Source organism: Telluria sp. ZT3P26 (assembly GCF_059686035.1).
In genome coordinates this window covers 429,823-444,042 of sequence record NZ_JCASII010000005.1, presented here as the reverse complement: position 1 = coordinate 444,042, position 14,220 = coordinate 429,823, and the positions used below count along the sequence as shown (strand labels likewise).

Here is a 14,220-nt window from a genome sequence, read left to right as displayed (position 1 = left end):
CGACGGGCAGGTTGTCCTTCACAATACGATAAGTTTGCGGCGCCGGCCCCTTGTGTGACACACTGGCGCGCATTAATGCCCGCTGGCAAGCACACCTGCCACGCGCACCCCTGACTGATTTGTACGGATTTGCCTGGACCTTTCGACACCATGCCGCGCCGACTGCATCGTTCGCTGACTCTCGCGGCGGCCCTCACCCTCGGGGGCGGCCTGGCCGCTTCCTTCGGCCTGTTCATTGGCGTCAGCCACCTCGAATACGACAATATGGCGCTGTCGTTCGGCCAGCGCGCCGACGAGCGCGTGGCGGCGGTGCGCCAGGGCATGGGCCAGGCGTTCGAAGTGCTGGCCGTGACCAACCAGCTGTTTTCCAGGGGCGAACCGGTCAGCCGCGAACGCTTTGCCGATTTCACGTCGGCGCTGCTGGAGCGCCACCGCTTCGTGCAGGCATTCAATTTTCATCGGGTGGTACCGGGGCAGGAGCGCGCTGCCATCGAAGCCGAGCTGCAGCGCGTGCGTCCCGGCACGATCCTCACCGAGATGACCCCGGCCGGCGTGGTGCCCGCGCCCCTGCGCAGCCGCTACCATGTGATCGAATACGTCGAGCCGATGGCCGGCAACGAAGCGGCTTTTGGCCTGAATCTGTCCCATAACGGCGCCGTGATGGGCGCGCTCGAGCTGGCGCGCAGCACCGGCCAGCCGGCCGCCAGCGGCCTGTTCGCGCTGGCGCAGGCGCCCGCAAGCCAGGCCAGCTTCGACCTGGTGCAGCCCGTGTTCGACAAGGATGGCGTTATGCGCGGCAACACGGCCGTCGTCATCCGGGGCAAGGAACTGGTGCGCGAGTCGCTCGCGGCCGCTGGCCTGCTCGGTGGCGGCGACATCTTCGTTTCGGTGTATGCGAGCGAGCTGGCCGACCCGGCGACCCTGCTGTTCTCGAGCGGCCCGACGTCGAGCGCATCGCGCCGCGAATTTGCCGGCTGGCTGCGCCCCGACCACGGCATGCACGGCACGGTGCTGCACGCGGGCGGGCGGGCCTGGCGGGTCGAGGTCGCCGCAGCGGAGCGCCCGTTCCTGGCCGACCATCTTGCCTCGCTGTCGCTGCTCATTGGCGGCATTCTCGTCACGCTGATGGGCGCCGCGTTCGTGCAGTCGGCCGGCGAGCGGGCGCGCAAGGTCCAGCAACTGGTGCGCCAGCGCACGTCGGAGCTGCGCCGCAGCAATCGCCAGCTGATCGACGACATGGCTGCGCGCAAACGCGCCGAAAAAGCGCTGCTGCACAGCGAACAGCGCTTCCGCCAGCTGGTCTCGATGTCGTCCGACTGGTACTGGGAACAGGATGCCGAGCTGCGCTTCACGATGATCACCGGCGGCTTCACCGAAAAGTCGGGCGTCGCCGTCGAAGGACTGATCGGCAAGACCCGCTGGGAATACGTGCCGGGCCTGCTCGACAGCGACAGCGGCCGCACGCACCTGGCCAAGATGCAGGCGCGTGAAGCGTTCAACAACCTCGAGTACCAGGTCGTCGACGACGACGGCAACGCGCGCTGGTTCTGCGTCAACGGCGAGCCCGTGTTCGACGAGTCGGGCGAGCTCAGCGGCTACCGCGGTACCGGCAGCGACATCACCGAGCGCAAGCTGACCGAGCAGCGCGTGCACCACGTGGCCCAGCACGACGTGCTCACCGGCCTGCCGAACCGTTCGCTGCTGCAGGACCGCCTGGGCCAGTCGATTGCATTTGCCAGCCGCAGCAACCGGCCGGTGTGGGTCATGCTGATCGACCTGGACCGCTTCAAGTTCGTCAACGACAGCATGGGGCACAAGGCCGGCGACGTGCTGCTGGTGACCGTCGCGGCGCGCCTGCGCACGGCGCTGCGCGATGCCGATACCGTGGCGCGCCTGTCGGGCGACGAATTCGTCGTGATCCTCAATGAGCATGCCGACGAGCCCCTGTGCCCGGCCGTCGTGCAGCGGATCATGGATGCGGTGGCCCAGCCCGTCATGCTGGGGAACAAGGAATTCTTCGTCACCTGCTCCGTGGGCGTGGCCGTGTTCCCGACCGAAGGCACGCTCAGCGAAAACCTGATCGAGCACGCGGACATCGCCATGTACCGCGCCAAGAAGCTGGGGCGCAACAACTTCCAGTTCTTCACGCCGAGCATGAATGACGAGGCGATGGAACGCGTGCGCATCGAAGGCGCGCTGCGCAATGCGCTCGAGCGTGACGAATTCGTGCTGCATTACCAGCCGCAGGTCGACATGAAAACCGGCCAGATCGTCGGCATGGAAGCGCTGATCCGCTGGAACCACCCTGAACTGGGCATGGTCCCGCCGGGCCGCTTCGTCGGCGTGGCCGAAGAAACGGGCCTGATCGTGCCCATCGGCGCCTGGGTGATGCGCACGGCGTGTGCCCAGAACAAGGCCTGGCAGCTGGCCGGCTACCCGCGCCTGCGGGTGGCGGTGAACCTGTCGGCGCGCCAGTTCGGCGCGGCCGACCTGATGGCCAGCCTGGAAGCAACGCTGGAAGAGACGGGGCTCGACGCGGCCTGCCTCGAGATCGAGCTGACCGAAAGCCTGTTCATGAGCGACGTCACGCCGGCGGTGGAGTTGCTGCACCGGATGAAGGCACTTGGCATCAATCTGTCCATCGACGACTTCGGCACCGGGTATTCGAGCTTCTCGTACCTGTCGCGCTTCCCGATCGACGTGCTGAAGATCGACCGCTCGTTCGTGGCCGACATCACGCACGACGCCAATGACGCCGCGATCGTGTCGTCGATTATCGCGCTGGCGCACAACCTGAAGCTGGCGGTCATTGCCGAAGGCGTCGAAACCCTCGCGCAACTCGACTACTTGCGCAGCCACTGCTGCGATGAAATGCAGGGCTATTACTTCAGCAAACCCCTGCCCGCTGCCGACTTTGAAGCGCTGCTGATCGAGGGACGCTGCCTGCCGATGCCCGCCCCGGCGCCCGAAACGCTGCCGGCCTGACACACCGCCAGTTGCAGACTCACCACGCCTGTTGGTAGAAAGCCATGTCATTACATGGCCGGCAAAACATTTGTATAGCTAAATAAACATTATTGGTCGTACAATTGCCGGGCCGATGGCAACCCCGAGACCTGGACACGATAATGAACATGAATGACATGCCTGATATGGCCGTCAAAGCCAACACGACCACGACCCGCCACCAGCGCGTCGATGGCCGCACGTCCGATCTGGTCAACCAGGCGATTGCGTCGATTCCGACCCTGGGCCTGCAGCGCGCGGCGGAATTCCTGGCCACGATGAATGTGCCAGCTGAAGTTGCGGTGCGGGTGCTGGTGTATCCGGCGCGCCGCCGCGCGCACTGAACGGGCGCGAGGCAGCAGGCACGCTGCCGGTATCACCGGCAGGTGGCAAGGCGGTCGCGTGCAACGGACCGCCAGCGTGATCAGCGGCGCTCTTCGTTCAGGGCGATGTCGGCCAGCGACTCGCGACCCTTGTCGCTCAGGCCATGCCCGCCACCGTCGAGCGGCACGATGTGCGACTTGCGGTTCAGGAAACGCAGCACGTCCTCGTCGAGCGCGACCTGCGGATCAGCAGCCAGCGCGCGCAAGCCCGTCACGCAGCGGCGCAGGAACAGCACTTCTTCACCCTTGTCGGTCAGCGTCAGCCGCTTGTCACGACCGTAGGACATCAGCTTGATGCCACACAGGCGCTTCGAATTGCGCCCGACACAGGCACTGGCCATCTCTTGTTTACCGCCGCGCCGCACCATCTCGAGTGCGTCGTATTCGTCCGTCGTGAGCTTTTCGTTTTTCATTACCGCGTTTCGTTGACCAAAGGGCGCATGGTACGCGTCGCAGCGCGCCGGGGCAACCTTCAGCGCAGCGAACGCAGCACGAGCCAGCCCAGGCCGACACCGGCCAGCACGCCAAGCACGAGCGCGAGCTGCACGCTGCGCGACGCCAGCAACGGGCTGCGGCCCAGATAAATCTTGTTGTACAACGTCGAACCCATGATCGCCTCCTGTTTTGCATGTCACTGACATTATAGAAACCGCTTTGTTGCGGTTCAGTGACAGACAGCACACACACCCCTGCGCGGACGAAAAAGCAACAGTTGTCGGCAAGGTCTGGCGCGCGACATGACAGCACGAGGGCTGTTAGGATCGTACAACATTGACAACGCTATTGGAGCACAGCATGACCGACACAACACCCCCGGTGGATCCCGAGAACAAGAGCCGCGCCATCTTCGACGAAGCCGACATCGGCAGCGGCGAACGCTCGCCCGGCCAGCACGACACCGAACAGATGATCCGCGAAATCCCGGCACTGCCACCAGCGGGCGCCGACGACAAGCAGGAAGATAAGGAAGGCCAGCAAGACAAGCGCCAGGAATCCGGCGCCTGATTCACGCAAATGTAGTAATTAATGTGCCCGGATAGGCGGTTCGGGCATGCTCGGCTCTTCGACCGGTGCATTCACCGGATCGGGGACGTCATCCGGCACTGGCGGCTGCGCAGGCGGCGCCAGCGGATCGTTTGGTGCATCCGGATCGGGCGTCGTGTGCGCATGGCGGCTGAGCGGTTCGCGCGAGGCGTCGTTGGCATGGACTTGATTCATGGTCGCCTTTCGGTAAGTGATGGGATGATGGCAGACTAGCATGGGCGGCATGCCGGGGCCGTACGATTGCCTCGCAACGTGCTGCCATCACTGCGGCAGGTGCCACCCTCTGGCGACTCGGCTATAGTGATGTTTTCACCATCCTCGCCGCCTCCCATGCGCCTTCCCAGCCTGCTGCTTGCCCTTGTGCTTGGCGCGACTTCAAGCGCCCACGCCGCCCCGATGAAACTCGACGACTACCTGGCCCTGCGCGGCCCTGCTCCGACTACCAGGCTGGCCTATGGCCCCGCCCCGTCCCAATACGCCGAACTGTTCGTGCCCGCGGGCGCCGGCCCGTTCCCGGTCGCGGTGCTGGTGCACGGCGGCTGCTGGAACAGCAAGTTCGGCGGCATTACCCAGTTTGGCGATATGGCCGGGGCGCTGGCCGCGCGCGGCATCGCGGTCTGGAACGTCGAATATCGGCGTATCGACGAACCGGGCGGCGGCTATCCCGGCATGTATCTCGACATGCACGCCGCGCTCGACCTGCTGGCGCAGCACGCGCCCGCGCACAAGCTCGACCTCGACCGCGTCGTCGCAGTGGGCCACTCGGCCGGTGGCCAGCTGGTGCAATGGATCGCGGGCCGCGCGCGCATTCCTGCCGGCAGCCCGCTGCACCATGCCAACCCGCTCCCGGTCAACCGGATCGTGAGCCTGGGCGGCCTGGCCGACCTGCGCCACGAAGCAGCATTGATCAAGTCGAGCTGCGATCGCGATCTTGCCCAGCTGGCCGGGGAGCCCAGCGCCACGCGGCCGGACGTGCTGATCGACACCAATGCCGCTGACCTGATGCCCAATGGCAGCCGCACGTGGCTGGTGACCGGGGCGCTCGACACGATTTCGCCACCGCGCGTGGCGCATGACTATGCGGCTCGGGCGAAACAATCCGGGGATATGGCTGAGGTGGTGATCCTGCCGCAGGCAAGTCATTACGATGAGGTGGCAACGGGTTCGCCGGCGTGGCCGACCGTGCTGGGGGTGATCGAGGGCGCGCTGGGTCTGCCGGCGGCCAGGCCGTAACCGGCGCGACGCGCGTCGCCGGGAGGCGACGCGGTAAAACAGGGTACAGCTGGCGCTACATCATTACTGCTGGCGCGACTTTTCTTCTTTCTTGACCTTCTTGGCTTCCTTCTTTTCCTTCATCGTCTTGGCCGGTTCTTTCTTGGTCGTCTTCTTTGCATCCTGACTTTTGCTCATGGTGTTGCTCCATTCCTGGTGATTGCTGCGGATGTCATGAGAACGTGCCGGACAGCGTGTCGGGCATCATGCGGATAGTACCACCATGCTATCGCCGTCAGGGAGCGGCACGCCGTGCCAGCGGGACATCCAGCACAAGGTCGCTGCGCGCCAGCGCCACGCAGGGCAGGATGTCGCCGTCACGCCGTTCATCGGGCGACAGTCCGGGCCAGTCGATCGTGTACGCCACCGCGCCGTCGCGCAGGCGGCACAGACAGGTGCGGCAAGTACCGTTGCGGCACGAACTGGGGATGGCGATGCCAGCAGCGTCGAGGGCATGCAGCAGCGTGGTGGACGCGTCCACAGCGACACTGGCGCCGAGCGGCATGACGGTGACGGTATAAACAGGGTTATCCATGATGCAATTGTAGCCTCAATGAAACAGTTGACCGACTGTGAGTACGCTGACGCACAGACCCGCGCCCTGCAGAGCACTAGTCTATAGTTTTCCAGAAGCAAACCCGGAGACCGCATGAACAAGATGACCGCCCTGACCCTGATCGCCGCCCTTGGAGGCACGCTGACCCACGCCATCGCGCAACAGCCTGCTCCGCTGCCGCCTGCCGCCCAACCGGCAACGACAGCCCAGAACACGACGACGTCGACGGCGGTCACCGCTGCGCCTGGCGCCGTGCAGGATCCCGCGATCGCCGAACAGGCCGAATTCGAAAAACTGCTGCGCGCCCAGGTACTGCTGGAACGTATTTACCTGTCGCCAGGCGAACTGGACGGCGCCTACGGCTCGAACCTGCGCCAGGCCCTGAACACCTTCCAGACCTTGCGCAAGCTGCCGGTCACCGGCAAGCTCGACGACGCGACCTGGAATGCGCTGGCCGTTGACACGACCCCGACGCTGGCCGAGTACGCGCTGATCGCCGAAGACGTTGAAGGCCCGTTCCAGCCGATCCCTGACACGATGATGGAAAAGGCCAAGCTCGACACTCTGGGCTATGCCAACGTGCTCGAAGGCCTGGGCGAAAAATTCCACGCCAGCCCGGCCCTGCTGCAGCGCCTGAATCCGGGCAAGACGTTCGCCCGCGCCGGCGAGCGCATCATGGTGCCGAACGTGAGCGGCAAGGAGCCGCTGGCGCAGGCAACCAAGGTCGTCGTGCGCGATGGCGCCAAGACACTGCAACTGTATGATGCATCGGGCCGCCTGCTTGCGCAGTATCCGGCCTCGACCGGCAGCAGCCGCGATCCGCTGCCGATCGGCACCTGGAAAATCGAGGGCGTGCACGCCAATCCGGTCTACAACTACAACCCGAAACTGTTCTGGGATGCCAAGCCGGGCGACAAGGCAACGCCGGTCAAGCCGGGTCCGAACAATCCGGTCGGCGTGATGTGGATCGACCTGTCCAAGCCGCACTACGGCATCCACGGCACCCCGGTGCCGGGCCACGTTGGCAAGACCGAGTCGCATGGCTGCATCCGCTTGACGAACTGGAGCGCCGCTGAAGTGGGCGCTGCCGTCACGGCCGGCACCGAAGTAGTCCTGCAGAAATAACGCACATCCCAGGCACACACGCGGCGCCGGTGGCGCCGCACGGAGAACAAGATGAAATGGTTGATCACGTTTGTCATCGGCGCCCTGGTGGGCGCCGCGATCCTGTTCGTCGCGCTGCAGGACGTGCCGGAAACGCCGGCACCGGCGGTCACCGCTGCCACGCCTGCAGCGCCCGGCATCCCCGCATCGCAGATCGATGACCAGTTGCCGCCGGCGCCGGTGGTGACGCCGAACCTGGAAGATGCCGACCTGCCGCTGCGCCCCACGCCTGAGGGCACTGCGGCTGCCGGTGCAGCGACGCCAGCGACGATGCCGGGCAAGCTGCTGGTGCCAGTACAGGGCATCAAGTCGGCCCAGCTGACCGATACCTTCTACCAGCCGCGCGGCGAGCAGCGCCAGCACGAGGCGCTCGACATCATGGCCCCGACCGGCACCCCGGTCATTGCTGTCGCCGACGGCAAGGTCGTCAAGCTGTTCCAGAGCAAACCGGGCGGCCTGACCGTGTACCAGTTCGACCCGAGCGAGCAATTTGCGTATTACTACGCCCACCTGGACCGCTACGCCGACGGCATCGCCGAAGGCATGGACGTCAAGCGCGGCACGGTCATCGGGTATGTCGGCGTGACCGGCAATTCCGACCCGAACGCACCGCACCTGCACTTTGCCGTCGTTGCCCTGACGGCCGAGAAGCAATGGTGGAAAGGCACGCCCATCAATCCGTTTCCACTGATGAGCGATCAGTAACCGCAGCGGCGGCTGACCCGGAGCCCGGGTCGGTCGCCGGTTCATCGATGTCGGCCCCGACATTGATGGCGGCATAGGCGCGCGTGACCGCGACCACTTCGCGGCTTCCCGCGCCGTACAACTCCCCCGCCGACTCGATCATCTTCGCCCGCGCATCGGCGTAATTGGTGCTGGCCGTGAACTTGGTCGTGTTGGCACGGAACCAGATGCGAAACGCCTTGTCGATGCCGATGCCCGTCATGGCCGCTGGCTGCCGGGTCAGGTAGCCGCTCCACGCGTCGCCCGTCCTGTCGGCATCCGAACCCCGCGCCAGGAAATAGAACATCCGGTTGTTGGGGCCGCTGCTGTAGTGCACGTCCAGGCGCTTGAGACCCGTGCTCCAGGCATCGGGGCTGCTGCCATCCTTGCTCGGCTTGATCATCCAGCGCAGCGGCTTGCCATCACGGGCGATCTCGCGGCCCAGCATCCAGTCGTTGCCCAGCCCGGGCACGACGTCCCCGGTGCCGCCGGCGCGCGCATACGCTTCGACAACCTCGCCCGCGATGTCCGAACTCGACTCGTTCAGCCCGCCCGATTCGCCCTTGTAGACGAGATTCGACGTGGCGGCCGTGATGCCATGGCCCATTTCGTGGCCGACCACGTCGATCGCGCCCAGGTTCGTGAAGAACGTGCCGTCGCCAATGAACATGCAGCGGCAGGTATCGCTGTAATACGCATTGTCGTAGCCGCGGTTGACGTGGACCGCGATGTGGGTGGCGGTATCCTGGCCGTCGAGCGCGCGCCAGCCGAGTACGTTCTGGTGCAGGTCGTAGGTGTTCATCAAGCCCCACATGGCATTGACGGCCGCGGTCTGGCCGTTGGCGCCTGTCGTGCTGGTGCCCTCGACGAACTGCTTGCCGTCGCCCCAGGTGTTGGTGCCGTTGCTGTACACGCGCCCGCTCGAGGTGGCGTGGTTGGCATTGGTGATGGCCATCGCGCCGAACGAGCCGCCCTTGCCGCGCAGCGGGTCGAGCAGCTGGTACACATTGCCGGCCAGCGTCGTGCTGAGCGGAACGCTGCCGTTGTACTGGCTCAGACCGATGCCTTCCACCGTCTGCAGCATGTTCCAGCGCTCGATGATGGCGGCCGTGCGCGCATCGACGATGGCATCGTAGAAGATCGGCTGCTCGCCGCTGCGCAGCCGCACGCGTACATGCCAGGCCAGCACGTAGTGGTCGACCGTCTCGACCACGTCGACCGCGTTCAGTTCGCTGTCGGGCTTGGCAACGGCGCCCGGCGCACGTTCGTCGCGCATCACGGGATAGATCACCAGTTCGGCGGTGGGGAGCTTGACATTGACGGTGCCGGGCGGGCTACCCTTGAGGGCAGCGCTGACGGCGGCCTTGCGCTTGATGACGGGCGTGGTGTCGAAACCCGAGGCAGCGGGCGCCATCGCACCGACCGCGCCGCGCCCCAGGTCCAGGCGGCGGGGCGAGGCGCTTTCGGACACGATCTGCTGGCGTGCATCGAGCACGAGCACGGATTCGGCGCCGAAGATACGCACGCCCTTGTACAGGTGCGCCACGCGCATCACATGCGTGCCCTGCACGCCCGGGTGCTGCGCAACAACACGGTAGCTGTGGTCGGCATCGAGGCCGATTGCCGGCCGGCGCGCAGCGAGCTGCTCCAGCACCAACGCCTGCGCCTTGCTGTCGAGCTTGGCAGGCGCCCCCATCATCGGCGCGGCAGGAACGCCAGGCGCCAGCAGGATCGCGGCAGCCAGCACGACTGCCCTGAAAAACGGTTGAGGAATCATCTCGGCTCCATCCGGTAAGCCGGGCCAGGTGGCACCGGTCATCGACCATGATGGACGCGCAAATAAACGAGTATTTGCTTGAGAACAATGTCCTTTACCTACGGCGCTTCATCAGATACACCGCCGTGCCAACGACGGCCACGCCGAGCGCGACCTTCTTCGCCAGGCCCGCCTTGTTGTGCTGCAACTCGGCCCTGATGCCCATTTCCGCCAGCACGTTCGGGATCTTGCCGCCCGCCAGGTCCTGGCCGATGCCCTCGACCATGTTGACGCGGTCGGCCAGCAGCAACAGCAACCAGTGGCGCACGTCATTCTCGGTCAGCCTGAAGGCCTGGCGCCGGATCAGGCCGGACAGGCCGGATGGCGGCTGCACCGTGCCGAACAGGGGCGTGCGGCCGGGGCGCTCGGTGGAAACCAGCACCTCGACGCGCTCTTCCTGCGGTGCGGGATCGCCGTCCGGGACGTTGATGAAACGCGGCGGCGTGCGTTCCATCGGCACGCCGGGCCGGTCCTTGCGGTCGAGGTCGGCGCCCCAGCCCTGGATGTGCGCCAGTTGCGCGCGGGTCGGCCGGCGTGGCGCGATCGCGCCGTGGACGTGGCCGACGTGGCCGTCGTTGTCGTGTTCGCCCGGTGCGTGCTGGCCGTCGTGCTGGTTGTTGGCGGTGACGATGTCGTTACGTGTCTGCATGATGTGTCCTCGTGGTGATCGGCATGTCGGTCAGGCTGCGATGCTGGCCTTGACGGCGCGCACTTCGTTCGCGCGCGGCGGAATCAGGACCGTCTTGATGCAGTTGTCGAGTTTGCTCGAGAAAATGTGGTACGCGTCCGATACTTCTTCCAGCGGGACGCGGTGCGTGATGATCGCTTTCGGATCGATGCGGCCGGCGCGGATGTGCTCGATCAATCGGGGCAGATGGCGGCGCACGCTCGCTTGGTTCATGCGCAGCGTCAGACCCTTGTTCAGCGCATTGCCGATCGGGACCGCGTTGAATGTCGGGCCATACACGCCGACGATCGACACATTGCCGCCCTTGCGCACCGAGTTGATGCACCAGTGCAGCACGGTGGCAGCGCCAGCCTGCATCATCGTGTAGACACCCGTGATCGTCTGCATCGTGTTGCCCGCCGCTTCGCAGCCGACCGCGTCGATGCAGACGTCGGCGCCCATCCAGTCGGTCATCTTCTTGATATGCAGCGCCATGTCGCGCACTTCCTTGAAGTTCACCACTTCGCACTGCGCATAGTTCTTGACGAATTCGAGGCGGTATTCGATCTCGTCGACGACGATCACGCGCCCGGCGCCCATCAGCCAGGCCGATTTGGCGGCAAAGATGCCGACCGGACCCGCGCCAAACACGACGACCGTATCGCCTTCCTTGATGTCGCCCATTTCGGCGGCCTGGTAACCGGTCGGCAGCGCGTCGGTGAGCAGCACCGCATCGTCGTCGTGGATGTCGTCCGGGATGATCATCGGGCCGACATCGGCCATCGGCACGCGCACGTATTCTGCCTGGCCACCATCGTAGCCACCGGCCGTGTGCGAATAGCCATAGATGGCCCCGACCGCCGTCGATTGCGCATTCGTGTTGTTGCAGTTGCCGTACAGCTCGTTCTGGCAAAAGAAGCAGGAACCGCAAAAAACGTTGAACGGCACCAGCACCTTGTCGCCCACTTTGAGCTTGTGGACGTCGGAACCGATTTCTTCGACGATGCCGATGAATTCGTGGCCAAAGGTATGGCCGACCCGCGTATCGGGCACGAGGCCGTGGTACAGATGCAGATCGGAGCCGCAGATGCAGGCCCGGGTGACGCGCACGATGGCGTCGCCGGGGTGCTCGATAACGGGTTCGGGTTTCTGGTCAGCGCGGACGCGGTATGGCCCTCGGTAATTCATGGCAAGCATAAGCACTCCCTGGCAATTGATAGTAGGCGACGTCGGCACGCATCGAGTAGCGTGCTGAGCTGAGATCAACTTATGTCAAATTTTCAAGAATTGCGATATACGCACGGTAACGAACATGCGTATTTTTATGCAAACCGCGAATTACTTTTCTCTTTTATACCCAATAGGAAACTTTTAGCCGTCTTTTACAGACTTTTAGCGTCAAAGGTATTGCAAGAAGCCACTTCGCCACTCTCGAGGCCCCGCTCGAACCAGCGCACGCGCTGCGCCGACGTACCGTGCGTGAACGAATCCGGCACCACCACGCCGCGCGACTGCTTTTGCAGCGCATCATCGCCGATGGCACTGGCCGCGTTCAAGGCGGACTCGACGTCGCCCTGCTCCAGGATCCTGGCACGCTGGTCAGTGCGCTTGGCCCAGACACCGGCAAAGCAGTCGGCTTGCAGCTCGAGCTTGACCGACAGGATATTGCCCTGCTTTTCCGACGCGTTCTGCTGGGCCGCATGCACCTTGTCGGAAATCCCGAGCAGATTCTGGACGTGGTGACCGACTTCGTGCGCGATCACGTAGGCCTGGGCAAATTCGCCGCCGGCATTGAGCCGTTGCTGCATCGTGCGGAAAAAGTCGAGGTCGATGTAGACCGACGCATCGGCCGGGCAATAGAACGGACCGGTTGCGCTCTGGCCGAGACCGCACGAGGTGCTAACGCGGCCGTCGAACAGCACGAGTTTCGCCGGCTGGTACTGCGCATTCTGTTCGGTGAATATCTGGGTCCATGCATCTTCGGTGTAGCGCAGCGTGACCTTGACGAACTGGCTTTCGCGGTCGTCCACCGGCGCCGTGCGCGGCTGCGACGACTGCTGCACCTGCGGCGCGCCGCCGCCCGACAGCAGGCTCAGGATCGTGGCGGGCGAGACGCCCAGGAAGTAGGACCCCACCAGGGCGATGACGATCGTGCCGATGCCGATCGAACGCCCGCCAATCCCGAAGCCGCCACCGCCGCCACCACCACCGGCACCCCGACGGTCTTCGACATTATTACTTTCCGGATCACCTTCCCAACGCATACGTTCTCCCTGTCGTTCAGTGTTGAATCAGCGGCTGTTGCGCTTGAGGTTGGAAGTATCGGCGCGCTCGCGTGCATCCTTGCCGCGCAGGTCGTCCGGTGCCGCCAGGCCTGCGCGCTGCTCGTCGTTGAGCGCGCGCTCGCGGCGTTCGCGGGCGATTTCGCGGTCCATGCGCCCGCGCGGGACGTCGTCCATGTCAAAGCTTTTCATTTTTTGGGTTCTCTCTCTCGTTGTCGATGTCGTTGCGCGACTGTGTTGACGAGTATGGTTGGTCGCCATCATCCGGTATGTTCGAGTTGTCACATAATGCATCAAATTTCAGCGGCAGACGGCACGGTTGGTGTACACCCGTTTCGCCGGATTCATGCGATGCTGGCGCCATGACACCATCCCAAGCCAACGCCCTGCTCACCCTCGGCACGACCCTGCGCCAGGCCGGTTACCGCTTCATGACCGTCACACCATCGACGCACCGGCGCCTCAACGGCCGGCCCGGCAATGAACAGGCGCGCGACCTGCGCGACGTGTTCGGCTGGAGCCGGCCCTTTTCGGCCGCAGTACTGCCCCCCGGCATGCTCGAACTGATGGCTGCGGCCGGCGTGCTGGAAGGCGCCGGCGACGCGCTGCGCGCGACCGTGCGCGCCTCGACGCTGGACGACCTGCTGCTGTTTCATTCGGCCTTCCCCACCCATCACGACGATGCGGTGTTCTTCGGGCCGGACACCTACCGCTTCATCGGCGCGATGCGGCGCGCGTTCGTGGCAGACGGCGCGGCGCCGGCGCCCCTGCGCGCGGTCGATGTCGGCTGCGGCGGTGGCGCTGGCGCGCTGACGGTCGCGCGCGCCTTCCCGGCTGCCGACGTGATCGGCGCCGATGTGAACACGGCCGCGCTGGCGCTGGCCCGGGTGAATGCAGCATTGAACGGCGTGACCAGATTCACGGCCTGCGAAAGCGACCTGTTTGCCGGTGTCGCGGGCGAGGTCGACCTGATCGTGTCGAATCCGCCGTTCGTCGTCGATCCCGATGCGCGGCGCTACCGCCACGGCGGCGGCGAGCGGGGTGCCGAACTGTCGCGGCGCATTGTCGAAGATGGCCTGACACGGTTGCGTCCCGGCGGGCGGTTGCTGCTGTACACCGGCGTGGCGCTCTCGGGGGACAATGACCATTTCCTGGAGAGCGTCCGTGCGCGGCTGGATGCAGCGTGCGCGTCGTGGTCGTATGAGGAACTCGATCCCGACATCTTCGGCGGGCAGCTCGGCGAGCCCGGGTATGAAGAGGTCGAGCGGATTGCCGCAGTGTGGCTGCAGGCGCGCAAGCGCTGAGGC

The 14,220-nt window shown here is 65.1% G+C and carries 16 protein-coding genes; 7 read left to right on the top strand and 9 right to left on the bottom strand.

Going from position 1 to position 14,220, the window contains the following annotated elements; translation table 11 throughout:
• Nucleotides 1–150 precede the first annotated feature (150 nt).
• Nucleotides 151–2,985, top strand: a complete 2,835-nt coding sequence (locus AC56LN_RS18475) for a bifunctional diguanylate cyclase/phosphodiesterase (protein WP_499573903.1) — start codon at nt 151–153, stop codon at nt 2,983–2,985.
• 149 nt (nt 2,986–3,134) lie between these two features.
• Nucleotides 3,135–3,350, top strand: a complete 216-nt coding sequence (locus tag AC56LN_RS18470) for a hypothetical protein (protein WP_482898287.1) — start codon at nt 3,135–3,137, stop codon at nt 3,348–3,350.
• Nucleotides 3,351–3,430: 80 nt separating this feature from the next.
• Here the strand turns inward: AC56LN_RS18470 and AC56LN_RS18465 are convergent, their stop codons facing one another.
• Nucleotides 3,431–3,802, bottom strand: coding sequence for a hypothetical protein (locus tag AC56LN_RS18465; RefSeq protein ID WP_482898286.1), 372 nt, complete (start codon nt 3,800–3,802; stop codon nt 3,431–3,433).
• 59 nt (nt 3,803–3,861) lie between these two features.
• A complete protein-coding gene (locus AC56LN_RS18460) occupies nt 3,862–3,999 on the bottom strand; it encodes a hypothetical protein (RefSeq protein WP_482898285.1) in 138 nt (45 codons plus the stop codon).
• A 185-nt stretch (nt 4,000–4,184) separates the two neighbouring features.
• Here AC56LN_RS18460 and AC56LN_RS18455 point away from each other — a divergent pair, with 185 nt between their 5' ends.
• A complete protein-coding gene (locus tag AC56LN_RS18455) occupies nt 4,185–4,394 on the top strand; it encodes a hypothetical protein (RefSeq protein WP_499573901.1) in 210 nt (69 codons plus the stop codon).
• Between the two features lie 18 nt (nt 4,395–4,412).
• Here AC56LN_RS18455 and AC56LN_RS18450 read toward each other — a convergent pair whose 3' ends face one another.
• Complete coding sequence (locus AC56LN_RS18450; RefSeq protein WP_482898283.1) at nt 4,413–4,607, bottom strand: hypothetical protein; 195 nt, start codon at nt 4,605–4,607, stop codon at nt 4,413–4,415.
• 156 nt (nt 4,608–4,763) lie between these two features.
• Here AC56LN_RS18450 and AC56LN_RS18445 point away from each other — a divergent pair, with 156 nt between their 5' ends.
• Nucleotides 4,764–5,666 (top strand): alpha/beta hydrolase, encoded by a 903-nt coding sequence (locus tag AC56LN_RS18445; protein ID WP_499573899.1) that lies wholly within the window; start codon nt 4,764–4,766, stop codon nt 5,664–5,666.
• Between the two features lie 274 nt (nt 5,667–5,940).
• Here AC56LN_RS18445 and AC56LN_RS18440 read toward each other — a convergent pair whose 3' ends face one another.
• Nucleotides 5,941–6,243: a 2Fe-2S iron-sulfur cluster-binding protein gene (locus tag AC56LN_RS18440; protein ID WP_499573978.1), complete on the bottom strand. Its 303-nt coding sequence runs from the start codon at nt 6,241–6,243 to the stop codon at nt 5,941–5,943.
• A 111-nt stretch (nt 6,244–6,354) separates the two neighbouring features.
• On the opposite strand from AC56LN_RS18440, the gene AC56LN_RS18435 reads away from it, so the two are divergent.
• Both AC56LN_RS18435 and AC56LN_RS18430 read left to right on the top strand, forming a co-directional pair.
• Nucleotides 6,355–7,386 (top strand): L,D-transpeptidase family protein, encoded by a 1,032-nt coding sequence (locus AC56LN_RS18435; RefSeq protein WP_499573898.1) that lies wholly within the window; start codon nt 6,355–6,357, stop codon nt 7,384–7,386.
• Between the two features lie 51 nt (nt 7,387–7,437).
• Entirely contained in the window at nt 7,438–8,130 is a 693-nt protein-coding gene (locus AC56LN_RS18430; protein WP_499573896.1) for a M23 family metallopeptidase, read from the top strand.
• Here the strand turns inward: AC56LN_RS18430 and AC56LN_RS18425 are convergent.
• The 5 genes from AC56LN_RS18425 to AC56LN_RS18405 form a co-directional block, all read right to left on the bottom strand.
• Nucleotides 8,099–9,925 (bottom strand): M4 family metallopeptidase, encoded by a 1,827-nt coding sequence (locus AC56LN_RS18425; RefSeq protein ID WP_499573894.1) that lies wholly within the window; start codon nt 9,923–9,925, stop codon nt 8,099–8,101. The two genes, AC56LN_RS18430 and AC56LN_RS18425, sit on opposite strands and share 32 nt — an antisense overlap.
• A gap of 94 nt (nt 9,926–10,019) precedes the next feature.
• Nucleotides 10,020–10,613 (bottom strand): hypothetical protein, encoded by a 594-nt coding sequence (locus tag AC56LN_RS18420; RefSeq protein WP_499573893.1) that lies wholly within the window; start codon nt 10,611–10,613, stop codon nt 10,020–10,022.
• Nucleotides 10,614–10,643: 30 nt separating this feature from the next.
• Complete coding sequence (locus AC56LN_RS18415) at nt 10,644–11,828, bottom strand: zinc-dependent alcohol dehydrogenase (RefSeq protein WP_499573892.1); 1,185 nt, start codon at nt 11,826–11,828, stop codon at nt 10,644–10,646.
• A gap of 185 nt (nt 11,829–12,013) precedes the next feature.
• Complete coding sequence (gene ypfJ, locus AC56LN_RS18410) at nt 12,014–12,895, bottom strand: KPN_02809 family neutral zinc metallopeptidase (protein ID WP_499573891.1); 882 nt, start codon at nt 12,893–12,895, stop codon at nt 12,014–12,016.
• Nucleotides 12,896–12,922: 27 nt separating this feature from the next.
• Nucleotides 12,923–13,105 (bottom strand): hypothetical protein, encoded by a 183-nt coding sequence (locus AC56LN_RS18405; protein ID WP_499573889.1) that lies wholly within the window; start codon nt 13,103–13,105, stop codon nt 12,923–12,925.
• A 170-nt stretch (nt 13,106–13,275) separates the two neighbouring features.
• On the opposite strand from AC56LN_RS18405, the gene AC56LN_RS18400 reads away from it, so the two are divergent.
• Nucleotides 13,276–14,217, top strand: a complete 942-nt coding sequence (locus AC56LN_RS18400) for a methyltransferase (RefSeq protein ID WP_499573887.1) — start codon at nt 13,276–13,278, stop codon at nt 14,215–14,217.
• The last annotated feature ends 3 nt before the right edge of the window (nt 14,218–14,220 follow it).